17 protein-coding genes are annotated in these 22,755 nt (G+C 64.2%); 7 read left to right on the forward strand and 10 right to left on the reverse strand.

The window, feature by feature from the left end:
• From GH681_RS00005 to GH681_RS00045, 9 genes are all read right to left on the reverse strand, one after another.
• A partial coding sequence (locus GH681_RS00005) for a transposase (protein WP_194271085.1) occupies positions 1-514 on the reverse strand: 514 nt, incomplete at its 3' end.
• Between the two features lie 376 nt (positions 515-890).
• A complete protein-coding gene (locus GH681_RS00010; RefSeq protein ID WP_194271086.1) occupies positions 891-3,293 on the reverse strand; it encodes an SIR2 family protein in 2,403 nt (800 codons plus the stop codon).
• 325 nt (positions 3,294-3,618) lie between these two features.
• Positions 3,619-3,999: a hypothetical protein gene (locus tag GH681_RS00015; protein WP_153159414.1), complete on the reverse strand. Its 381-nt coding sequence runs from the start codon at positions 3,997-3,999 to the stop codon at positions 3,619-3,621.
• A gap of 781 nt (positions 4,000-4,780) precedes the next feature.
• The gene (locus GH681_RS00020; protein WP_153159415.1) at positions 4,781-5,728 is read right to left on the reverse strand and encodes a CysB family HTH-type transcriptional regulator; all 948 of its coding nucleotides are present in this window, start codon (positions 5,726-5,728) and stop codon (positions 4,781-4,783) included.
• Between the two features lie 3 nt (positions 5,729-5,731).
• Entirely contained in the window at positions 5,732-6,841 is a 1,110-nt protein-coding gene (locus GH681_RS00025; RefSeq protein WP_153159416.1) for a sulfate/molybdate ABC transporter ATP-binding protein, read from the reverse strand.
• 1 nt (position 6,842) lies between these two features.
• Positions 6,843-7,736, reverse strand: a complete 894-nt coding sequence (cysW, locus tag GH681_RS00030) for a sulfate ABC transporter permease subunit CysW (protein WP_153159417.1) — start codon at positions 7,734-7,736, stop codon at positions 6,843-6,845.
• Positions 7,736-8,572 carry a sulfate ABC transporter permease subunit CysT gene (gene cysT, locus GH681_RS00035; protein WP_153159418.1) on the reverse strand — a complete coding sequence of 279 codons (837 nt, stop codon included), beginning with the start codon at positions 8,570-8,572 and terminating at the stop codon, positions 7,736-7,738. The genes cysW and cysT overlap by 1 nt, the downstream gene beginning before the upstream one ends.
• Positions 8,569-9,582 carry a sulfate ABC transporter substrate-binding protein gene (locus GH681_RS00040; protein WP_153159419.1) on the reverse strand — a complete coding sequence of 338 codons (1,014 nt, stop codon included), beginning with the start codon at positions 9,580-9,582 and terminating at the stop codon, positions 8,569-8,571. Before GH681_RS00040 ends, cysT begins: the two co-directional genes overlap by 4 nt.
• Positions 9,583-9,708: 126 nt before the next feature.
• A complete protein-coding gene (locus GH681_RS00045; protein ID WP_153159420.1) occupies positions 9,709-9,999 on the reverse strand; it encodes a DUF2325 domain-containing protein in 291 nt (96 codons plus the stop codon).
• Positions 10,000-10,150: 151 nt separating this feature from the next.
• Here GH681_RS00045 and GH681_RS00050 point away from each other — a divergent pair, with 151 nt between their 5' ends.
• Positions 10,151-10,693, forward strand: coding sequence for a hypothetical protein (locus GH681_RS00050; RefSeq protein ID WP_194271087.1), 543 nt, complete (start codon positions 10,151-10,153; stop codon positions 10,691-10,693).
• A 1-nt stretch (position 10,694) separates the two neighbouring features.
• Here the strand turns inward: GH681_RS00050 and GH681_RS00055 are convergent, their stop codons facing one another.
• Entirely contained in the window at positions 10,695-11,993 is a 1,299-nt protein-coding gene (locus GH681_RS00055) for a hemolysin family protein (protein ID WP_153159421.1), read from the reverse strand.
• Between the two features lie 353 nt (positions 11,994-12,346).
• Here GH681_RS00055 and GH681_RS00060 point away from each other — a divergent pair, with 353 nt between their 5' ends.
• From GH681_RS00060 to GH681_RS00085, 6 genes are all read left to right on the forward strand, one after another.
• On the forward strand, positions 12,347-14,494 hold the full coding sequence (locus GH681_RS00060) for a hydantoinase/oxoprolinase family protein (RefSeq protein WP_153159422.1): 2,148 nt from the start codon (positions 12,347-12,349) through the stop codon (positions 14,492-14,494).
• Positions 14,495-14,521: 27 nt separating this feature from the next.
• On the forward strand, positions 14,522-16,846 hold the full coding sequence (locus tag GH681_RS00065) for a hydantoinase B/oxoprolinase family protein (protein ID WP_153159423.1): 2,325 nt from the start codon (positions 14,522-14,524) through the stop codon (positions 16,844-16,846).
• Positions 16,847-16,871: 25 nt separating this feature from the next.
• Entirely contained in the window at positions 16,872-17,375 is a 504-nt protein-coding gene (locus GH681_RS00070; RefSeq protein ID WP_153159424.1) for an acetone carboxylase subunit gamma, read from the forward strand.
• Between the two features lie 104 nt (positions 17,376-17,479).
• Entirely contained in the window at positions 17,480-19,444 is a 1,965-nt protein-coding gene (locus tag GH681_RS00075) for an AMP-binding protein (RefSeq protein WP_153159425.1), read from the forward strand.
• 302 nt (positions 19,445-19,746) lie between these two features.
• A complete protein-coding gene (locus GH681_RS00080; RefSeq protein WP_228111718.1) occupies positions 19,747-21,750 on the forward strand; it encodes a sigma-54-dependent Fis family transcriptional regulator in 2,004 nt (667 codons plus the stop codon).
• Positions 21,751-21,804: 54 nt separating this feature from the next.
• Complete coding sequence (locus tag GH681_RS00085) at positions 21,805-22,683, forward strand: hypothetical protein (protein WP_153159426.1); 879 nt, start codon at positions 21,805-21,807, stop codon at positions 22,681-22,683.
• Positions 22,684-22,755: the final 72 nt, after the last annotated feature.

A 22,755-nucleotide genomic window follows, 5' to 3' on the forward strand; every position in this document is an offset into this window, starting at 1 on the left:
GCACCGTGGAATCGACGATGACCCGCTCCAGGTCCTTCGGGGCGATGGCCCTCATCGACACCGCCGCCTCGATGGTCTTGGCCAGGAGCTCTTCCACCCCCGCATCCCCCAGCGCACGACGGAAGCGCGTCAATCCGCTCGGGTCGCAGGGCAGCCGGGTCTCGAAATACTCACCGCCGCAAAAGAACTGCCAGTACGGGTTCTCGGCCCATCTCTGAACGACGGTTTCATCGCTCTCGCCGAACGCGTGCTTCAAATACAGCAGCCCGACCATCAAGCGGATCGGCAGGCGCGGGCGACCTGCCGGGCTCGTACCGGCGCCCGCCACCTGCAAGGTCGGGCCGAACAGGTCCAGGCCTTCGATCGGACGCCCTTGGCGATCCTTGCGGGCAAAGCACGGCGCCAGCGCCGATTCGATCTCGGCCCACGGCATGCGGGTTGCCAATACCGCGAGCGGGTGACGCAGGTCGATCATCGCGTCCAGCCGGGCGCGGAAAAAATCCGGGGTGGTCATCGCAAACCTGCGCTCCAAATCTTCCAGAAAGTGAATGCGATTGCACTGGAAACTGGAGGATTCGGCAAGGTCTCAACCGCGCGCAGGCCGCGTGAGGAAAGGCTCCGAGGAGTTCTTCAGGACCGACTAACTAGGGTTCTGCTCTCTGCTGAAAGCAAAACGGCCACGGTGAAAACCGTGGCCGTTTTGCTGTGGGATTCCATGCGGACGTTACGGATCAGCGATCACGCCCTGACCAACCTAGAGCAATCAACTAAACTTGTGCTCCTTGATAAGCCAGCTTCTGGCTGAAAACAGGCATTAATCAAAGCCATCAGCAAGCAATAATAGATCGAGGTGTTTCTTAGGGGTCCAAAGCCGCCACTTCATCTTTGAGTCATTTGGTCAGTAGGCTCCTCAGAATTTTGGCCTGACCAAAATTAATTTCATCCTCCGCAATTTTTATAATAGCATCAACATGCTGAATAAATTTTTGCGGGAACGGTCGCTGCCCTAAAGATGCGTAGTTTCTCTGCGCATTTACTACCCCTCGGACTGCGACATCAAAAGGATGTATTTCTAGCCTTTTTCGCTTTGATGAGTCTGAAATTGCTTCATCAACAGCATCAAGAGCATCAGTTACCGCTCTTTCGACTTCGTTAAAGCTAGTTGCACCCTCGGCTGCTTTGAAAAGTACTTTCGCAAGAGTCGTTAGCGTGTGTGGGTGTTTTTCAATGCCTACACCATGTCTAGCCCATGCGATGGCCTGCTCAACATTTGTCGATAGAGCAAGCAAGGCTCGCTGCTCCCAGAATCGACTATTCCACTCCCACTCAGGCCGAATTTGTTCATAGAACTCGGCAGCTCGTTTCCCGATGAAAGGTCTTATACAATCATCGAAATCCATTAGGCGCCCTGATAGTCTAGCTTCGGGCGTACCTCGCATAATCGTTCTACGGTTAACATAAGGTGCAATCGCCGAGACTAAATTAACCAATACCTCATAGCGACTGGCTTCATCTAAGCATTTCACAATATGTTCCGCCACGACACGGTGGCGACTCTCTACGTATTCTGGAGTCGTGTAATGAACAATCCCTTTAAGGTCATGATGAAGAATGAAAAAGAACTTTGACGTGCTAATTTGTGACGCTCGATTGAGAATCGATACTTTAATTGGGAGACCTGCACTGTGTGCCAGTGCGACCAGCCTATATACGGCTTGAGCCTCTTTGCTCAAACCGCTCAACTCCCCTTGGAGCAGCGTATCGAACTGAGAAACGTTTTCGCTTGCCTCTACAATTGATGCAATTAATTGCTTCGATCGAATTTTTTTTGCAAGATCTGGGTTCTGCATACCCGCGTTTTTGCCAAGTCGGCCAAACGCTCTAAGCCGCTGAATAAGTGCAAGCGATTCTTGCTCGCTTAATCCATTTAGGCTTGTTTCTTGTAGCCGGAAATGAGAGCAGATGGATTCAAAGTGCGCCAATCTTGCTCGACGTGAAGCGCCCAGCACAAAACAGGGAACATCTTGACGCTCTAGAGCAGCCAGCAATGCCGCAACTTGTGGGGCGTGGTCGGCAATATTGTCGATAACGAGTACAGGTGGCGTCTGTAAATGAGCAAGAACTTTGGCTGCCTCCTCATCTACAAGGCGCTCTTTCACAGAAAAGAAGAATACGCTAGTCTTTAATTTTGCGAGTTCTAGTGCGGCCCTATAAAGGGCCGTGCTTTTCCCTTCTCCCGCTGCTGACTGTAGTACAACTACTGAAATGCCGGCCCTATTTTTCCAACCCTCCACGTTCTTAATAATCCGGGATACACATTCTCGGATAACGTCTTGTCCATCACTAATAGCATCCCAACTCGGCTCTGCACCGGACAACAAAGGCACCGGGTCAAGTGCCTGAGGAAGTTCGGTCTCATCAACAGACATCCACTGTCGAAAAAACACCCTGATCGCCCGCTGCTCAACACCCGCATCTTCGAGAAAGGAGCGGATGTTTGCACGTACACCAAGAAGATCCAGAGGTCGGCTGCGCGGACTCGACGCAGCGTCAATGTAAGAAAGGAAAGCGTCTGATTCCGCTTCAACAGGGATCAAACCAAATTTTTTGCAGGTTTGTTCCAAAACTTTATCCATCCGCTTTGTTATAAATAGCGATGGAGCCGTCTGCTGTGCTTCGGATGGAATACCTTTCCGCCTCGCAAGGTGTGCTTCTACATCAGGTTCTGCGAGTGAGCAGCCGATGATGATAAACGGCTGTTCTGTGAGCTCATCTGCTAAGACGTTAAACCATGTATAACCGGCAGCACTGGCGTCACCGTACTCAGGCAGGGAGAATACAAACCCATGCTGCGTAGCCTTTACAGAACCATGCAAATGAGCAACGATGACCTCTTCTGGATCTTCTGGACGTTGATAGAGATCTCTGAAGGTTAGAAATGTTGGTTTTTGAAAGCTTTTCTCAGACGAATAGCAGTCGTGCAAGACGTCATCGATGTTAAGGGTATAGATAGACCGCCAGACGAACGATGAGATTAGGCGGGCCTGCGGAGATGCACTACAGCCAGAAAATCTGTTGATTAGGAAGCTTTGCAGCTCGTCTTTGGAAACACTATCAGCCAATTGTGCAAGCGGGTATCTATCGGGAAGATCAAATTGCTGTGCAATCTCTTTGGCAAGCTGGTTACCGATTGGTAAGGTCACGTGACTTGCATTTTGACTTGTTGCCGAAAATCCGGAGCCAATGAGCAATGAATAACGACCAGCTTTTAGTGCAGGAATGACCTGCTGCAAGATAGATTCCGAAATCACTTATTTACCCCATTTTGCTAGATTTTTATCATTTTATGGATATTAAAATCCAATTTTTAAACCGAGAAAGTATAGCTAACATTCCCGGCCACAACAAAGCTCAATGCCCGGCTCCTTGTGCGGTTTGGCCCATGTAGTTCGGATTACCGCAGCGTAGCCCGACGTTGCCTGATCAGCCCCGCTCTTGCTCAAAAACGTCGGAAAAGACTTGAATAGAAGCAAAAATCGCATCTCGGGGTTGATTGCGTATTAGTTGTAGATAGGGAATGTCGGGTTACGCTGCGCTAACCCGACCTCCTTGCCTGGCTTATCCCGTGATCACCTCTTCCTTCTTCTTCGTCTTCCGGATGCCGTAGCGCTTTTCCGATTTCTTCTTCAGCCCCATGGAGGCGAGTTCGTCGGAGTCTTCACCGTAGATGGCACGGATCTGGTTTTTGGCGCCGTTCATGACGTCGTGGAGGTCGTTGTCGAGGATGGCGAGGCTGTCGCGGGCTGCGCTCAGGGCGTTGATGGCCAGCGCAACAACCTCGCGCTGGCGTTGGCGTGCCTCATAAGCAGCGGTGGCCGCCTCCACACTGAACTCTGGATTGCTCGGCTTGTATCCGGCTATGTTCTTGAGGGCAAAATAGGCGTCCTCGTCGGCGCGAATGACGGTGGCGGACGGACCTTTGAGTTTCTTCTTCTGCATGATGGATTTCCTTACAGTTTGACAGGTGGTGTGGCGCCACAAGGAAATGCTACAGCATGATGGCATTTATATAAATATGCCATAAGTCATAGACCACGCCGTCTTTGGTGCCCTTCAGGCGTACTGCGCAACTCTGTCAGGCGTGGCATCACGGCAAATCACCGGGCATGCCGTTCAAGTCGGGCCGATTGGCCGACTTACGGACCACTGCAAAACGATCCGCATGGGAAGGCAGAACCGGCGTTCCGCGCGGGGAAAGATGGGGCGCCCGAACAGATGCCACCTTCGCCTGCCTGGATGCAAACGGGCGCCTGCGACTTGGCAAGCCGCCTGAACTGGAAACCTCTCTTGTGTGCGAGGTCTTTTCGCTGGCGGGTTTGGTTTCTGTTCACCGGCCGTTGGTTACCAATCTGGCGTGAACAGAAACTGTTTTCACTAGATTGGTAAGCAATTTCTCTGGATTGGTTTCTGTTCACGCACGATTGGTTTCTGTTGCATCGAGCTTGGTTTCTTCGCCGCGATGAATGGTTTCTGTGCGGGCTGCGTCGCTGTCATCACCCGGGCCATTTCAGGGTGCGCTTTGCCAATCGGCAATCAGCAGAATCAACGGTTTGCGTTGTGGAGTGCCGATCTTGAGCAGGAATCGGGGATTGGCGCCCGGCGCGGGGCAGCGTGGGGTAAGGCCGGCCCCCACAGACAAAAACGGCCACCCGATTTCATCGTGGTGGCCGTTTTTGTTGTGGCGCCTGGGTGGTGCAGGTGCCCGGGGCGGACGAATGCCTCAGTACACCACGGCCTCGCTCTCCGCCTCGGGCCGCAGGGCCGCGCGGACGACGGCTTCGGTGAGCGTCGGCGAACAGAGTTCGATGAAGCAGTAGGCAAAGCCGCGCAGGAAGTGGCCCTTGCGCACCGCGATGCGGGTCACGTTCTCGCCGAACAGGTGGCTGCTGGGCAGCATGCGCAGGTTCTGGTCGCGGGTGGGGTCGTAGGCCATCGAGGCGACGATGCCGATGCCGAGCCCCAGCTCCACGTAGGCCTTGATCACGTCGGCATCCAGCGCCGACATCACGATGTCCGGCGACAGCCCGGCGGCGGCGAAGGTCTCGTCGATCCGGGCGCGGCCGGTGAAGCCTTCGTGGTAGGTGATGACCGGATGCTCGGCCACCGCCTCCAGCGTGAGCGGCTCGACGGATTCGAGGGGATGCCCCGCGGGCACGATCACCGAGTGGTGCCAGCCGTAATAGCTGAAGGACACGAAATCCGGCACCGCGGCGAGGGCTTCGGTGGCGATGCCGATGTCGGCGCGGCCATCGAGCAGCATCGCGGCGATCTCGCTAGGGCTGGCCTGATGCAGCACCAGATGCACCTTGGGGAAGGCCTGCTTGAACTGGGTGACCACCTGGGGCAGCACGTAGCGGGCCTGGGTGTGGGTGGTGGCCACGGTGAGCTGGCCGTGGTCGCGGGCGCTGAACTGGGCGGCGATGGTCTTGATGTTGCGCGCGTCCATCAGCATGCGGTCAACCACATGAATCAGCTCCTGCCCCGGCTCGGTGAGCCCGAGCAGGCGCTTGCCCTTGCGCACGAAGAGTTCGAGCCCGAGCTCGTCCTCCAGATCCTTGATGTGCTTGGAGACGCCCGACTGGGAGGTGAACAGCGCGTTGGCCACCTCGGTCAGGTTGAAGTTGCGGCGCACCGTCTCGTGGATGATGCGCAGTTGCTGGAAGTTCATCGCTCAGATTTCCCAATTCGGCGCCGGCACGGCGATCGGGCTTGCCGGATCGCGGCCGAAGACACTCAGGCGCGACGGCACGAGTCGCACCACCTGCCCTTCTTCCACGCCCAGCCGGGCTACTTCGTCGCGGGTGATTTCCACTTCAAAGACCTGCCCGGTGGAGCCGTTGAGCCCGTCGAGTTCGACCCGCGCGGTGACGCCGAAGGCGAGGATGCGGTTGACCCGCGCCGACACACCGTCGGTGGCTTTCGGATCGACGACGATGGAGAGCTCGTGGGGCCGGGCAAAGGCCACCACTTCGCTGCCGTGGGTCAGATCGACCTTCTCCGCCGAGAGGCGATTATCGGCCACATGCACCGCATCGCCTTCCACCCGGCCGTGGAAGAGATTGACCGACCCCAGGAAGCTATACACAAAGGGCGAGGCCGGGTGGCGATACACCTGCTCGGGCGTGCCCACCTGCTCCACCTTGCCGTGGTCCATCAGCACCACGCGGTCGGCCACTTCCAGGGCTTCTTCCTGGTCGTGGGTGACGAAGATCGAGGTGATGTGCAGCTCGTCGTGCAGCCGGCGCAGCCAGCGGCGCAGCTCCTTGCGTACCTTGGCATCCAGCGCGCCAAAGGGCTCGTCGAGGAGCAGCACCCGCGGCTCCACCGCCAGCGCCCGGGCCAGCGCGATGCGCTGCCGCTGGCCGCCGGAGAGCTGGGCCGGGAAGCGGTCGGCCACCCAGTCGAGCTGCACGAGCTTGAGGAGCTCGGTGACCTTGGCCTTGATCTCGGCCTTGGACGGGCGCACGGCGCGGGGCTTCATGCGCATCCCGAAGGCCACGTTGTCGAACACGGTCATGTGGCGGAACAGGGCGTAGTGCTGGAACACAAAACCCACCTGGCGCTCGCGCACGTGGGTGTCGGAGGCGTCGGCGCCATCGAGCAGCACCTGGCCCGCGTCGGCGGTTTCCAGCCCGGCGATGATGCGCAGCAGGGTCGTCTTGCCGCAGCCGGAGGGGCCCAGCAGGGCCACGAGTTCACCGGTGGGGAAATCGAGGGACACGTCCTTCAGGGCGGTAAAGCTGCCAAACTCTTTGCGGATGTTCTTGACTTCGATGCTCATTTCATTCGTCCTCGGATGAAGCCGCCTTGCCGGCCTGACGCTCGACCCACACCTTGATGACCAGGGTCACCAGAGCCAGGAGGGCCAGCAGGGATGCCACCGCAAACGCGGCCGCAAACTGGTATTCGTTGTAGAGAATCTCCACGTGGAGCGGCATGGTGTTGGTCTGGCCACGGATATGGCCCGACACCACGCTCACCGCGCCAAACTCACCCATCGCCCGGGCGTTGCACAGGATCACCCCGTACAGCAGGCCCCACTTCACGTTGGGCAGGGTCACGTGCCAGAAGGTCTGCCAGCCCCGGGCGCCCAGCACCACGGCAGCCTCTTCCTCTTCCTTGCCCTGGGCTTCCATCAGCGGGATGAGCTCGCGGGCCACGAAGGGGAAGGTCACGAAGACGGTGGCCAGCACGATGCCCGGCACCGCGAAGATCACCTTCACGTCGTGATCCGACAGCCACGGGCCAAACCAGCCCTGGGCGCCAAACACCAGCACGTAGATCAGGCCCGACACCACCGGCGACACCGAGAACGGCAGGTCGATCAGGGTGATGAGGAAGTGCTTGCCCCGGAAGTCGAACTTGGTGATCGACCACGCCGCGGCCACGCCGAAGACGAGGTTGAGGGGCACCGAGATCACCGCGGCGATGAGGGTCAGCTTGATCGCCGAGAGCGCGTCCGGGTCGATCAGCGCACTCCAGTAGGTGTCCCAACCCTTGCGCAGCGCTTCAAAGAAGACAGCGATGAGCGGCAGCAGCAGGAAGACCGCGAAGAAGGTCAGCGACACCCCGATGATGGCCCACTTGACGAGGGTCGGCTCGCGGGTGGCGGCCTTGGATTCGAAGCGGGCGGCGTGATCCGCCGTCCCGTGCAATGCAGCAGCGGCGCCAGCCATCAGCGGGCCCTCCCGGTACGTTTGGCCGTCCACGCCTGCAGGCCGTTGATGATGAGCAGCAGGATGAACGAGAAGATCAACATCACCACCGCCACCGAGGTGGCGCCGGCGTAGTCGTATTGCTCCAGCTTGGTGATGATCATCAGCGGGGTGATCTCGGACACCATCGGGATGTTGCCGGCGATGAAGATCACCGAGCCGTATTCACCCACCGCGCGGGCAAAGGCCAGCGCAAAGCCGGTGAGGAGCGCCGGGAACAGCGTGGGCAGCACCACATGCACGAAGGCCTGCCAGCGGTTGGCGCCCAGGCTCACCGCGGCTTCCTCGTACTCGGTGTCGAGATCCTCGAGGATGGGCTGCACCGTGCGCACCACGAAAGGCAGGCCGATGAAGATCAGCGCCACCAGAATGCCCAGGGGCGTGAACGCCACCTGGATGCCCAGCGGGTCGAGCAGCTCGCCAACCCAGCCGTTCTTGGCGTACAGCGCGGTGAGCGCGATGCCCGCCACCGCCGTGGGCAGCGCGAAGGGCAGATCCACCAGCGCGTCCACCAGCCGCTTGCCGGGGAAGGAGTAGCGCACCAGCGCCCAGGCCAGCAGCAGCCCGAACACCGCGTTGATCGCCGCGGCGATCAGCGCGGCACCGAAGGACAGTTTGTACGAAGCCAGCACCCGCGGCGACGTCGCCGCATCCCAGAAGTGCTCGAAGCCGAGCGAACCCGCCTTGAAGAACACCGCGGTGAGCGGGATCAGGACGATCAGCGAGAGGTAGGCCAGCGTGTATCCCAGGCTCAGGCCGAAGCCCGGGAGCACGCGACGGGTGGCGGTGGTTGTCATCGTTTCACCGCGATCTGGTCATAGATGCCGCCATCGGCAAAGTGGGTCTTCTGCACGGCTTCCCAGCTGCCAAACTTCTCCTCGACGGTGAAGGTCTTGATGGTCGGGAAGCGGGCGGCGTACTTCTTGGCCACCGCCGGGTCGCGCGGGCGGAAGTGGTGCTTGGCGATGATCTCCTGCCCTTCCGGGGAGAACAGGTAGTTGAGATAGGCCGTCGCCTGCTTGCGGGTGCCCTTCTTGTCCACCACTTTATTGACGATCGCCACCGGCGCCGAGGCGTCGATGGACACCGACGGATACACCACGTCGAACTGGTCGCCACCCACTTCGCTGTCGATCAGCACGGCCTCGTTCTCGAAGGTGACGAGCACATCGCCGATGCCCCGCTGGGTGAAGGTGGTGGTGGCACCGCGGCCGCCGCCGTCGAACACCGGCACGTTGGCGAACAGCTTGGCGACAAAATCCTTCGCCGCAGCGTCGTTGCCGCCCTTGCCGAGGGCGTAGCCCCAGGCAGCGAGATAGGTGTAGCGGCCGTTGCCGGACGTCTTGGGGTTGGGGATCACCACGCTCACGCCGGCACGGGCGAGGTCGTTCCAGTCCTTGATGCCCTTGGGGTTGCCCTTGCGCACCAGGAAGATCGTCGCCGAGGTGTAGGGCGCGGCGGCGTTGGGGAAGGCCTTGCGCCAGTCGGCCGAGGCGAGACCGCTCCGGGCCAGCACGTCCACGTCGGCGGCCTGGTTCATGGTCACCACGTCGGCTTCGAGGCCGTTGATCACCGACTGGATCTGCTTGCTCGATCCGCCGTGGGACTGGTTGATGGTGAGCTTTTCGCCGGCCGTCTTCTGCCAGTGGGCGACGAAGGCCGGGTTGATTTCCTTGTAGAGCTCCCGCGATACATCGTAGGAGACGTTGAGCAGCGTGGTGTCGGCCTGGGCCGGGCCAGCGGAAACGATGGCAAGGCCAGCCAGCAGGCCCAGAACGGGGCGGATCGAAAAGCGGTGGATGGACATCTCGGCTCTCCTTGGGATGGGTTATTGGCCCAAGTATAAAAACCGTCTATCCGGCGCCCAACGAATAAAAACGGCTTTTTATATTCCAAAAATGAAAATAGAAACGGGGATGTGTCCGATCAGCGCTCAGTTCAGCCCCTCAAGCCGCTCCCGCAGCTCGGTGGCCGAATGCCGGCAGAACACCATCGGCACGCCCAGATCCTCGGCCTGACGCCGCACGTGACGCATCAGCATGTGGTTGGATCGATCGCACACGAACACCACCAGCCGGGTGCGCCGCGGCAGCACCCGCTTGCCTTCGCCCACCTTGCGGCCGGGCCAGTGGTCCACATCCCGGATTCCCAGGCGGTCGGCCACCCGGTAGATTTCTGCGCGGATCGTATCGACACGATTGGCGCCCACGATCAGGGCCTGCATCCTGAAACCTCTCGTCATCCCGTGGCTCAAAGCCACAACGGGGCCAGTCTCAAGCCGCGACCCGCGCAACGGAACCAAGCTTTTCAGCGATGCAAATCAGGCCGATACGAATAAGCTTTGCAGGCCGCCACCACCCGCCCGGAACCCCATGATGAACAGTCTTGCCGCCCACCTTCCACGCCTTGCCGGCGTGCTCGCCGCGCTGGCCCTGTCGGGCTGCGCCAACCTGCTGGGCCCCGGCCTGCAGCCGGGCGTAAGCACGCGGGACGATCTCGATGCCACGCTGGGCGCCCCGGCCATGCGCTGGGCCGAGGCCGACGGCAGCGAGCGCCTCGCCTACCCCTTCGGGCCGGCGGGGTTTCAGACCTGGATGGCAGTGGTGAGCCCGAACGGGCGGCTGGTGAGCATCGAGAACGTGCTGGAAGAAACCCACTTCGCCCGCATCCAGGCCGGCATGAGCCAGGACGAGGTACTGCGCACCCTGGGGCCGTCGTATCCGGGCTGGACGGTGTATTACAAGGCCCGCGACGAGCTGGTGTGGGAATGGCGCTATTGCGACGTGTTCCGCGAGCCCGCCCGCTTCGACGTGCTGTTCGACGGCACCAGCGGCAAGGTGCGCAGCACCTTCAGCAGCCCCGAGCGCATCGCCATGCCCTGGGGCCGCGGCAACCGCCGCGACTGGTGCAGCCGCTAGATCATTCCGCCACGCGGGCGAGGAGCACCTTGTCCACCCGGTTGCGGTCCATGTCCATCACCTCGAAGCGCCAGCCTGCCGCGACGAAGTGATCGGTCGCCATGGGGATGCGGCCCAGCACGTGCATGATGAAACCGCCGATGGTGTTGAAGGAGCGCTCCTCCTCGCCCGGCAGGTCGTCGCCGATGTCGAGCACCGACTTGAGCCGCTCGATGCCCACGTCGCCATCCACCAGCCACGAGCCGTCCTCCCGCTGAAGCATGTCCCGGTCCTCCGGCGCCTCGGGCACCGACAGCTCGCCGACGATCGCCGCCAGCACGTCGGTCAGCGTCACCAGGCCCTGCACGTCGCCGTATTCGTCGACGATCAGCGCAAACTGCAGGCGCGCCCGGCGGAAACTTTCCAGCAGCTGCTGGGTGGTCACCGATTCGGGCACATAGAGCGGCGGGCGCAGCACGGCTTCCAGATCCGACACCATCACCCCACCGCCGGGTAGCGCGGCTTTAAGCAGATCGCTCTTCTGGAGCACGCCGACCACGTGCTCGAGCCCGTCGCGGCACACCACCAGCCGCGAGAAAGGCGAGTCGACGATGGTCTGCCAGCAGCTGGCCTCGTCCTCGTCAAGATCGACCACCACCATGTCGCGGCGGGGGGTCATGATCGCCGAGATGCGCTGCTCGTCGAGGCGCAGCACGTTGGAGACGATCTCCTGCTCGCTCTCGTGGAACACGCCGGCCTCGGCGCCCTGCTCCATCAGCACCTTGATCTCGTCGTCGGTCACCGGCGGCTCCTCGCGGCGCCGCGCACCCAGCAGGCGCAGGATCAGCGAGCACGAACCCGACAGCACCACCACCAGCGGATGGGTGATGCGGGCGAGGATCATCATCGGCCGCGACATCAGCGAGGCGATGCCCTCCGGCGCCAGCAGCGCCAGACGCTTGGGCACCAGCTCGCCGACGACCACCGAGAAATAGGTCAGCGTGACGACGGTGATGGTCAGCGCGATGCCCCGGGCGTAGGGCTCGAGCAGGGGAATGCTGCCCAGCCATTCGGAGAGCGGATCGGCCAGCGCGGCTTCACCGATGGCACCGCTCAGAATGCCGACCAGGGTGATGCCGACCTGGATCGTCGAAAGAAAACTTGAGGGCTCCTGGTGGAGCTTGAGCGCAGCCTCGGCCCCGAGGCTGCCATCGTCGGACAGGTTCTGCAGCCGCGCCTTGCGAGACGAGACGACGGCCATTTCAGACATGGCGAACACGCCATTGAGAAGAATCAGCAGAACGATCAGCAATAAATCCATTGATAAGGCCGTCCGAAGTCGATCCGACCCGCGGCCCGGGAATGAAGACGGGCCGTATTGTAGCCGCTGCCGCCCCGCGCGCGCCTAGCCCGGCCCCGCACCAAGCGTGACGCCCGCCGCCGGATCGGACGTCCGACTCCCGCACGACCGTCCGGTTTCCGGCCTGTGGGCCACACCCTCGCTGCTCCGCAACAATCACCACCCGAACGCACAAACTCCTTTCCATTCAGACTCTTGCCTTGACACAAGCGGCACTGGCACGGCCGTTGCGATATGTCAGACAGGGAATCCCGCGTTCCCCGGGGCGCCGCGAAAGCGGTGCCGATCCAAACCAAGGAGACATGGAGACAAGAATGGAAGTCCAACAATCGCAAGTACAGGTGATGGGCATCGACGCCGGCGGCACGATGACCGATACCTTCTTCGTGCGTGCCGACGGTCGTTTCGTCGTCGGCAAGGCCCAGAGCAACCCGGCCGACGAATCGCTGGCCATCTTCAATTCGTCCGAGGACGCCCTCGCCCACTGGAACCGCACGGTGGACGACGTATATCCCGAGCTTGCGACCTGCGTGTATTCCGGCACTGCGATGCTCAACCGCATCCTGATGCGCAAGGGCCTCAAGGTCGGCCTGATCTGCAACAAGGGCTTCGAGCAGATCCACTCCATGGGCCGGGCGCTGCAGAGCTACCTGGGCTACGCGCTGGAGGACCGCATCCACCTCAACACCCACCGCTACGACGAGCCGCTGGTGCCGGTGTCGCGCACCCGCGGCGTCACCGAGCGCACCGACGTGCAGGGCAAGGTCGTCATCCCGCTGCGCGAGGACGAGGTGCGCACGGCCACCCGCGAGCTGGTGGAGGCCGGCTCCCAGGCCATCGTGATCTGCCTGCTGCAGTCCCACAAGAACGAGGCCAGCGAGCAGCGCGCCCGCGACGTGGTCCGCGAGGAGCTCGACCAGCTCAGGGTGGATATCCCGATCTTCGCGTCGGTGGATTACTACCCCTCGCGCAAGGAAAGCCACCGGATGAACACCACCATCCTCGAGGCCTACGGCGCCGAGCCGTCCCGCGAGACCCTGAAGAAGGTCAGCGACCGCTTCAAGAAGCACGGCGCCAAGTTCGACCTGCGGGTGATGGCCACCCACGGCGGCACCATCAGCTGGAAGGCCAAGGAGCTCGCCCGCACCATCGTCTCCGGCCCGATCGGCGGCGTGATCGGCTCCAAGCTGCTGGGCGAGGCCCTGGGCGACGAGAACATCGCCTGCTCCGACATCGGCGGCACCAGCTTCGACGTGGCGCTCATCACCAAGGGCAACTTCGCGATCAAGTCCGACCCGGACATGGCGCGCCTGGTGCTGTCGCTGCCGCTGGTGGCGATGGATTCGGTGGGCGCTGGCGCCGGCAGCTTCGTGCGCCTCGACCCGTACAGCAAGTCGATCAAACTCGGCCCCGACTCGGCCGGCTACCGCGTGGGCACCTGCTGGCCGGAGAGCGGGCTGGATACCGTCACGGTGTCCGACTGCCACGTGGTGCTGGGCTACCTCAACCCGGACAACTTCCTGGGCGGCGCCATCAAGCTCGACGTGGAGCGCGCCCGCCAGCACATCAAGGCCCAGATCGCCGACCCGCTGCGTCTGTCGGTGGAAGATGCCGCCGCCGGCGTGATCGAGCTGCTCGACCTGACCCTCTCCGAATACCTGCGCGCCAACATCAGCGCCAAGGGCTACAACCCCGCCGAGTTCACCTGTTTTTCCTACGGCGGCGCCGGCCCGGTGCACACCTACGGCTACACCGAAGGCGTCGGCTTCAAGGACGTGGTGGTGCCGGCCTGGGCGGCGGGCTTCTCGGCCTTCGGCTGCGCCTGCGCCGATTTCGAGTACCGCTACGACAAGTCGGTGGACCTGGGCGTCGCCCAGCACGCGCCGGACGAAGCCAAGGCCGCCGCCTGCGCGACCCTGCAGGATGCGTGGTCGGAGCTGGCGGTGAAGGTGATCGACGAGTTCGTGCTCAACGGCTACAAGCCCGAGGACGTGATCCTGATCCCCGGCTACAAGATGCAGTACATGGGCCAGCTCAACGACCTGGAGATCGTCTCGCCGGTGGGCACCGCCGCCAGCGCCGCCGACTGGAACCAGATCGTTGATGCCTTCGAGACCACCTACGGCCGGGTCTATGCCAGCTCCGCCCGCTCGCCCGAGCTTGGCTTCTCGATCACCGGCGCGATCCTGCGCGGCATGGTCGTCACCCAGAAGCCGGTGCTGCCGGAAGACCCGGACGCCGGCCCCACCCCGCCGAAGGAAGCCTACCTGGGCACCCGCCCCTTCTACCGCCACAAGCAGTGGGTCGATGCCGCCCTCTGGAAGATGGAAGGCCTGAAGGCCGGCAACCACATCGTCGGCCCCGCGATCATCGAATCCGACGCCACCACCTTCGTCGTCCCGGACGGCTTCGAGACCACGGTGGACAAGCACCGCCTGTTCCACCTGAAAGAAGTCCGCTAAGCCGACCCCGCACAAGGAGACATCACCATGAACATGATGAACAACAAGGAACTCGGCTTTGCCGACCTGCTGAAAAACGGCCAGACGCTGAAGCAATTCCGCGACGGCATCATCGAGCGCACCCAGGCCAGCGGCCACTACAACGGGCTCGAGAAGCTCGCCTTCCGCGACAGCGACCCGATCGGCTACGAGAAGCTCTTCTCCAAGCTGCGCGGCGGCCTCGTGCATGCCCGCGAGACGGCCAAGAAGATCGCCGCCAGCCCCATCGTCGAGCAGGAAGGCGAGCTGTGCTTCACGCTCTACAACGCGGTCGGCGACTGCGTGCTCACCTCCACCGGCATCATCATCCACGTGGGCACGATGGGCGCGGCGATCAAGTACATGATCGAGAACAACTGGGAAGCCAACCCCGGCATCAACCCCGGTGACATGTTCACCAACAACGACTGCTCGATCGGCAACGTCCATCCGTGCGACATCGCCACCATCGTGCCGATCTTCTGGGAAGGCCGGCTGATCGGCTGGGTGGGCGGCGTGACCCACGTGATCGACACCGGCTCGGTGACGCCGGGCTCCATGTCCACCGGCCAGACCCAGCGCTTCGGCGACGGCTACATGATCACCTGCCGCAAGACCGGCATCAACGACGAGCCCCTGCGCGACTGGCTGCACGAATCCCAGCGCTCGGTGCGCACGCCCAAGTACTGGATCCTCGACGAAAAGACCCGTATCGCCGGCTGCCACATGATCCGCGACCTCGTTGAGGAAGTGATCCGCGCCGACGGCATCGAGGCCTACGAGAAGTTCGCCTACGAGGTCATCGAGGAAGGCCGCCGCGGCCTGATGAGCCGCATCAAGGCCATGACCCTGCCGGGCAAGTACCGCAAGGTGTCCTTCGTGGATGTGCCCTACAAGCACGAGGACGTGCAGGTCTCCAACGCCTTCGCCAAGCTCGATTCGATCATGCACTCGCCCTGCGAGATGACCATCAAGCCCGACGGCAAGTGGCGGCTCGATTTTGAAGGCGCAAGCCGCTGGGGCTGGCACACCTTCAACGCCCACCAGGTGGCCTTCACCTCGGGCATCTGGGTGATGATGTGCCAGACCCTCGTGCCGACCCAGCGCATCAACGACGGCGCCTACTTCGCCACCGAGTTCCGCCTGCCCAAGGGCACCTGGTGCAACCCGGACGACCGCCGCACCGGCCACGCCTACGCCTGGCACTTCCTCGTCTCGGGCTGGGCGGCCCTGTGGCGCGGCCTGTCCCAGTCCTACTTCAGCCGCGGCTATCTGGAGGAGGTCAACGCCGGCAACGCCAACACCTCCAACTGGCTGCAAGGCGGCGGCATCAACCAGGACGGCGAGATCCACGCGGTTAACAGCTTCGAGGCCTCGAGCTGCGGCACCGGCGCCTGCGCCGTGAAGGACGGCCTCAACCACGCCGCCGCCATCTGGAACCCCGAAGGCGACATGGGCGACATCGAGATCTGGGAGATGGCCGAGCCGCTGCTCTACCTCGGCCGCAACGTCAAGGCCAACTCCGGCGGCTACGGCAAGTACCGCGGCGGCTGTGGCTTTGAGACCCTGCGCATGGTCTGGAACGCCCAGGACTGGACGATGTTCTTCATGGGCAACGGCTTCATGAACAGCGACTGGGGCCTGATGGGCGGCTACCCGTCGGCCACCGGCTACCGCTTCGAAGCGCACAAGACCGGCCTGGAGAACCGCATCGCCATCGGCGACACCCTGCCGCTCGGCGGCGACCTCGACCCGTCCAACCCGGACTACGAGCGCCACCTGGACGCCACCGCCACCGTGAAGCGCGACAAGCAGTGCATCACCACCGAAGACTGCTACGCCAACCACGACCTCTACCTCAACTACCTGCGCGGCGGCCCCGGCTTTGGCGATCCCCTCGACCGCGAGCCGAAGGCCATCGAGGCCGACCTCAACCAGCAGTTCCTGCTGCCCGAGTACGCCCGCAAGGTGTATGGCGCGGTGTTCAGCCAGGACGCCAAGGCCGTGTTCACCGTCGATGCGGCCGCCACCCAGGCCCGCCGCGCCGAGATCCGTCGCGAACGCCTCGCCCGCGCCCTGCCGACCCGCGAATGGATGAAGGAGGAACGCGAGCGGATCATCAACAAGCATGCCGCCACCCAGGTACAGCACATGTTCGCCACCAGCTTCGCGCTGTCCGAGAAGTTCACCAACCAGTTCAAGGCGTTCTGGAACCTGCCGGCCGACTGGCAGCTGCTGGAAGAAGAGCTGGGCGTGCCCTCCTACGGCGCCAAGCACCGCATGGACCTGTCGCTGCTGCCGGACGTCACCACCGTCGTCCAGGTCGAAGAGTAATCACCGAATCCAAGGAGCCAGACAAATGACTACCTACACCAACGAACAGGTCGCCCACCTCGTCGAGGGCACGCTCGACTGGGAAACCACCCTCCGCATGCTGTCCATGCCCAAGGATCAGGGCCGCTTCGAGCAGTACCTCAGCGCCCTGCAGGCCAAGGTGAATTTCCCGGACCGCATCGTCCTGCCCCTGGGCCCGCACCTCTACATCGTGCAGTCGGCCAAGACCAAGGAATGGGTCACCCAGTGCGACTGCGGCCACGTCTTCGGCGACTACCGCGAAAACTGGAAGCTGAGTGCCGCCATCTACGTGCGCGACACCGAGGAGGCGATGACCGAGGTCTACCCGAAGCTGATGGCGCCCGACACCCAGTGGCAGGTCTACCGCGAGTACTACTGCCCCACCTGCGGAACCATGCACGACGTGGAGGCCCCGACCCCGTGGTACCCGGTGATCCACGACTTCGAGCCCGACATCGAAGCGTTCTACAAGGACTGGCTGGGCCTCCCGGTGCCCGAGCGCGCCTGATCCCGCTGGCGGTGCCTCCCCTCGGGCACCGCCTGACGAGTTCTCACTCCTTTAACGGGGTACGGCACGCGCCGCACCCCGTCTTTTTTCCGACGGAGCCCCCAGTGAACGCCCCTCTTACCGCCACCGGTGTCCGTTTCGCCGACACCGCCCTGGCCCAGTTCCTCTGCACCAACCGCTACGCGAGCCTCGACGAATTGCGTCAGGTGGCCACCGCCGACCCCCGACGCTTCTGGCACGAGGTCGTCACCGCCCTCGGCATCCAGTGGGCCAGGCCGTGGACCGAGATCCTCGACCTCGCCGACGGCCCCATGTGGCCGCGCTGGTTCGTCGGCGCCCGCATCGACCTCTACGACAACCTCGTCGGCCGCGTCGCCCGGGAAGACCCGGATCGCCCCGCCCTGCGCTGGGAGGCCGACGACGGCCGCACCCGGGCGCATACCTACGCCCAGCTCGATCGCGAAGCCCGCCGCCTCGCCGCCGGCCTCGCCGGGCTCGGCATCCAGGCCGGCGATCGGGTCGCGCTCTATCTCCCGATGTGCCCCGAGGCGGTCGTCGCGATGCTCGCCACCACCCGCCTCGGCGCCATCGTCGTGCCACTGTTCTCGGGCTACGGACCGGATTCGGTGGCCAGCCGGTTGCAGGACGCGGGCGCCAGCCTGCTCATCTGTGCCGATTCATTTCAACGTCGCGGCAAATCTGTACCTATGCTCGACGACGCCCGCGCCGCCGTCGCCCGCTGCCCGACGGTGCGCAACCTGCTGGTTGTCGCCCGGGGCGAATCCCCCGCCGCCACCCCACCGGATGGCAGCCACTGGCACACCGTGGATTACCAGCAGCTCATCGCCCACGTGCCCGTCACCCAGGGCCCGGCAATCCACCCCGCCGACACGCCGCTGATGCTCATCTACACCTCCGGCACCACCGGCAAGCCCAAGGGCGTGCTGCACACCCACACCGGCTTTCCCATCAAGTCGGCACAAGATCAACTGATGGCCTTCGACCTCAAGCCCCGCGACACCCTCATGTGGGTCACCGACATGGGCTGGATGATGGGGCCGTGGCTGGTCTTCGGCGGGCTCTTGCGCGGCGCCACGCTGGTACTCTTCGAGGGCACGCCGGACTACCCCGGCCCGGATCGCCTGTGGGATCTGGTACGCCGCCACGGCGTCACCCACCTGGGCCTGTCGCCCACCCTCGTCCGCCTGCTGATGGCCGCCGGCCCCGCCGCGCTGCCGAGGCAGCTCCCCGACAGCCTGCGCGTCTTCGGCTCCACCGGCGAGCCCTGGAACGAAGGCCCGTGGCGCTGGCTTTACGACACCGTCGGCCAGGGCCGCCGCCCGATCATCAACTACTCCGGCGGCACCGAGATCGGCGGCGGCATCCTCGCCTGCTTCCCCGGCCTGCCCCAGAAGCCCTGCGCCTTCGCCGGCCCGATCCCCGGCATTGCGGCGGACGTCACCACTGCCGACGGCCAGCCCGCCAGCGGCGACGTGGGCGAACTGGTGATCCACGCCCCGTGGCCCGGCATGGCCGCCGGCTTCTGGCAGGACGACGCCCGCTACATCGACAGCTACTGGTCGCGCCTGCCCGGCGTGTGGGTACATGGCGACTGGGCGCAGGTGGACGCGGACGGCCACTGGTACATCCACGGCCGCAGCGACGACACCCTCAAGATCGCCGGCAAGCGCGTCGGCCCGGCGGAGTACGAATCGGCGCTGGTGGGCCATCCGCTGGTCACCGAGGCCGTCGCCGTGGGCGTGCCCGATCCGGTCAAGGGCGAGACCGCGGTGTGCTTCGTCACGGTGGCCGACGCCCGCCGGCTCGCCGGCCGGCCCTGGCCCGAGTGGGAACACGAGCTCGCCGACCACGTGGGCACCCAGCTGGGCAAGCCCTTGCGCCCCGCGCGGGTACACCTCACCCGCAGCCTGCCCAAGACCCGCAACGGCAAGATCCTGCGCCGGCTGGTGCGCAGCGCCTATCTGGGCCAGCCGCCCGGCGACACCACCTCGCTGGAATCGCCCGACGCGCTCGAGCACATCCGCCACTGCCGCCCCGGCGGCGCCTAGCAGGCCGTCCGACCGTCCGGAAATCGGACGCATTCCCCGTCCGACCGTCCGATTTCCGGACGGTCGGACGGGTGAGACGCCCGCCGTGCACGCGGCAGATCCGCCTGTACCGCGGTCTTCGGGCATTGCAGAAAAATGGCATCCCATTTGCTAATCTGTAACCTGACCGGCGCAGACCGGTCATGCCCGGGTCGGTCGAGCAAGCCACACCACAACAAACGCCGCTGCCTCCATCGGACGCAGCCCCCGCCCGGCGCCACCAAAGGAGGATGACATGAACGAATCCCGTGTCGGAGGCTGCCTTGTTCTCCGATCCCTGTAACGACCGCGCGGTGATGACCGCCTGGGAATCCTTCCTCAAGGGAGACGACGGCCGCTGCAACACCCTGCGCAGCCTGGTGGACCGCTCCTGGCGCCGCTGCCAGCAGGCGCGGGTCGACCCGGATCGCCAGCACGCCCCGCCGCCCATCGCCGACCACGCCCTGCACGACCTCATCCAGACCAACGGCGACCTGCTCGAAGCCAGCGCCCCGGTGATGGCCTGCGCCCGGGATTTCCTCTCCGAAACCGGCACCATGATGCTGCTGGCCGACACCCAGTGCACCATCCTCACGATGGAGGGCGACCCGGCGACGATGGACACCGCCAGCTCCATCCAGCTCGTCCCCGGCGTGAGCTGGGCCGAGCGCCTGTGCGGCACCAACGCCATCGGCACCGCGCTGGCCGTCGGGCAGCCGGTGCAGATCCACTCTTCCGAGCACTACTGCGCCGGCATCAAGCGCTGGACCTGTTCCGCCGCGGTCATCCGCCACCCGCAGGATGGCGAAATCCTCGGCGTGATCGACGTCTCCGGCCTCTCCGAAACCTACAGCCGGCAGAGCCTGGCCCTCGCCGTCACCACCGCCAGCCGCATCGAGAACCGCCTCGCCACCCGGGAGATGGAGCTGCGCTACCGCCTCCTCGAAGGCACGATGAACCGCTGGAGCGCCTGCGCCGGCGACGGGCTGGTGCTCTTCGACCGGCGCGGCTGGCCAGTCAAGATCAACGAATACGCGGCCGCCGCCATTGCCGCCCGGGGCGGGGATCTCAATGTCGCGGCGCCCGCCCGGCTGCCGGTGATGGCCCTCACCCACGGCAACCCCAGCGCGCCCATCGGCCCGCTGCCCGCCTGGATGAGCGACGACTGGCTGGTGCCGGTGATGAGCAAGGGGCAGCACATCGGCACCCTGCTGGTCATGCCCGTGCCCCGCAGCGGGCGGCCCACTCCCCGCCCTGAAGCCGTAGCCGCCAGGCCGGCAGCCCCGCGGCCGCGCAACTTCGCCTCCATCGTCAGCCACCACCCGCCGCTCCTCGCCGCCGTGGACAAGGCCCGCCAGCTGGCGCGCTCGCGGGTGCCGGTGCTGCTGCTGGGCGAGACCGGCGTCGGCAAGGAGGAGTTCGCCCGCGGCATCCACGAAGCCAGCCCCAGCGCCGGCGGCACCTACGTGGCGCTCAACTGCGGCGGGCTGTCCCGCGACCTGCTCGCCAGCGAGCTCTTCGGTTACGCCGAGGGCGCCTTCACCGGTGCCCGCAAGGGCGGGCTGATGGGCAAGATCGAGGCGGCCGACGGCGGCACCCTGTTCCTCGACGAGATCGGCGAGATGCCCCTCGACCTGCAGCCCCACCTGCTGCGCGTGCTTGAGGAAGGCGAGCTCTACCGCCTCGGCGAGAACACCCCGCGCAAGGTCAATTTCCGCCTCGTCGCCGCCACCCACCGCAACCTCCGCGAGGAGGTCGCCGCCGGCCGTTTCCGGATGGACCTGTACTACCGCGTCGCGGTCACCACCCTGCACCTGCCTCCGCTGCGGGAACGCAGTGAAGACATCGTGCCCCTCGCCGACCTGTTCCTCGAACGCTTCACCACTGCCCACCACACCGGCCCGCGCACCCTCGGCCCCGGTGTGCTCGAAAGGCTGCAGGCCTACGCCTGGCCGGGCAACGTGCGCGAACTGCGCAACGCCATCGAAAGCATGGTGCTGATGAGCGGCACCCCGGTCATCGGCATGGATGCGCTGCCGCCCGAACTCGCGGGCTGCACCGGTGAAGTCTCCGCCGACAACACAACCGGTCCGCAGCCCAAGGCAGCGCCCGTGGTGTGCAGCATGGCCGAAGGCGAGCTGGAGCTGATCCGCCGCGCCATCGCCGCCACCGGCGGCAACCTCACCGGCGCGGCGCGGCAGCTGGGGGTTGCCAAGAGCACGCTGTACCTCAAGCTCAAGCGCTACGGCCTGGAACCGGATCGCCAGCGGGTGCGCGCGCCGGTCTGACGTCCACGCCGAAAAGCTTCGCGCTCGGACATCGGCCGGTCTAAAATCCGGCCGATGTCCGATTTGCGCAGCCCTGCTCCATCGCGCCGCCTGCTGTTCGCCCTGGCGGTTTCCGTCGCCGCGCACGCGCTCGTCCTGCTGCTTCACGTCGAAAAGCCCGAAACACCCCCGCAGCCTGCCCTGCAGGCACGCCTCGCGCCCGTCGCCGCAGCACCCAAGGCCGACGTCCGTCCCCCTGCGCCGGCGCCCCGGCCCAAAGCAAAACCTACCGCCAAGCCCGCGCCGCCCCCCGACAGGCCGCGCATCCTCACCGCCCGCAAGCCCTCCACCACAACGCAGCGCGCGGCCGAGTCAACGCCCAAATGGACGGTCGCCCAGAAAGAGGAAATGGACAATTTCCTCAACGAACTCGCTACCGAAGCCAAGCCCCGCCCCACCCCGCCCAAGCCAGACCTCGCCGAGCGATCCCTCGGCATGGCCCGCGAGATCGCCCGTGAAAGTGCCCGCGAGGGTGCACGGGAAAGCCGCCGTCACCGGGACGACCCGTTCGACCTCATCGAGCGCATCCCCAACAGCCCGCCCATCGACCCCTTCAGCCTGGAGTTCTACCTGGACTCCCTGGTCAAGAAGCTCAACCGCAGCGCCAGCTTTGTGAAGAACGACCCCCGCGCCCGGGGCATTCAGCCGGCCTCGGTGGAGGTGCGCCTCAACCCGGACGGCAGCCTGAAGAGCTTCATCGTCGTGCGCAGCGGCGACCAGCAGGAAGAGATCGCCTTCGTGAAGTCGGTGGTCAATCAGGCCGCGCCCTTCTCGGCCTTCCCGCCGGACATCGCCAAGTCGGCCCGCTCCCTCGCGCTGATGATCTGCATCCAGCCGCCCAGCCTGGGCGGCGGTGGCTTCGGCTTCACCCGAAAATCCGGCAGCGGCTGCTAGCGCCGACCACCCCGAAGTGCGTATGCTGCAAGCCTGAAGATCGCGCCGAAGCCGGCGCCGTTTCGAGGAGTG

The organism is Zoogloea sp. 1C4 (genome assembly GCF_009469605.1).
GTDB lineage: Bacteria > Pseudomonadota > Gammaproteobacteria > Burkholderiales > Rhodocyclaceae > Zoogloea > Zoogloea oryzae.

What these genes read in the sequence shown, in the direction of transcription:
- GH681_RS00015 (WP_153159414.1), bottom strand. Translation starts at nt 3,999, where the DNA reads ATGCAGAAGAAGAAACTCAAAGGTCCGTCCGCCACCGTCATTCGCGCC.
- GH681_RS00020 (WP_153159415.1), bottom strand. Translation starts at nt 5,728, where the DNA reads ATGAACTTCCAGCAACTGCGCATCATCCACGAGACGGTGCGCCGCAAC.
- GH681_RS00025 (WP_153159416.1), bottom strand. Translation starts at nt 6,841, where the DNA reads ATGAGCATCGAAGTCAAGAACATCCGCAAAGAGTTTGGCAGCTTTACC.
- cysW (WP_153159417.1), bottom strand. Translation starts at nt 7,736, where the DNA reads ATGGCTGGCGCCGCTGCTGCATTGCACGGGACGGCGGATCACGCCGCC.
- cysT (WP_153159418.1), bottom strand. Translation starts at nt 8,572, where the DNA reads ATGACAACCACCGCCACCCGTCGCGTGCTCCCGGGCTTCGGCCTGAGC.
- GH681_RS00040 (WP_153159419.1), bottom strand. Translation starts at nt 9,582, where the DNA reads ATGTCCATCCACCGCTTTTCGATCCGCCCCGTTCTGGGCCTGCTGGCT.
- GH681_RS00045 (WP_153159420.1), bottom strand. Translation starts at nt 9,999, where the DNA reads ATGCAGGCCCTGATCGTGGGCGCCAATCGTGTCGATACGATCCGCGCA.
- GH681_RS00050 (WP_194271087.1), top strand. Translation starts at nt 10,151, where the DNA reads ATGAACAGTCTTGCCGCCCACCTTCCACGCCTTGCCGGCGTGCTCGCC.
- GH681_RS00055 (WP_153159421.1), bottom strand. Translation starts at nt 11,993, where the DNA reads ATGGATTTATTGCTGATCGTTCTGCTGATTCTTCTCAATGGCGTGTTC.
- GH681_RS00060 (WP_153159422.1), top strand. Translation starts at nt 12,347, where the DNA reads ATGGAAGTCCAACAATCGCAAGTACAGGTGATGGGCATCGACGCCGGC.
- GH681_RS00065 (WP_153159423.1), top strand. Translation starts at nt 14,522, where the DNA reads ATGAACATGATGAACAACAAGGAACTCGGCTTTGCCGACCTGCTGAAA.
- GH681_RS00070 (WP_153159424.1), top strand. Translation starts at nt 16,872, where the DNA reads ATGACTACCTACACCAACGAACAGGTCGCCCACCTCGTCGAGGGCACG.
- GH681_RS00085 (WP_153159426.1), top strand. Translation starts at nt 21,805, where the DNA reads ATGTCCGATTTGCGCAGCCCTGCTCCATCGCGCCGCCTGCTGTTCGCC.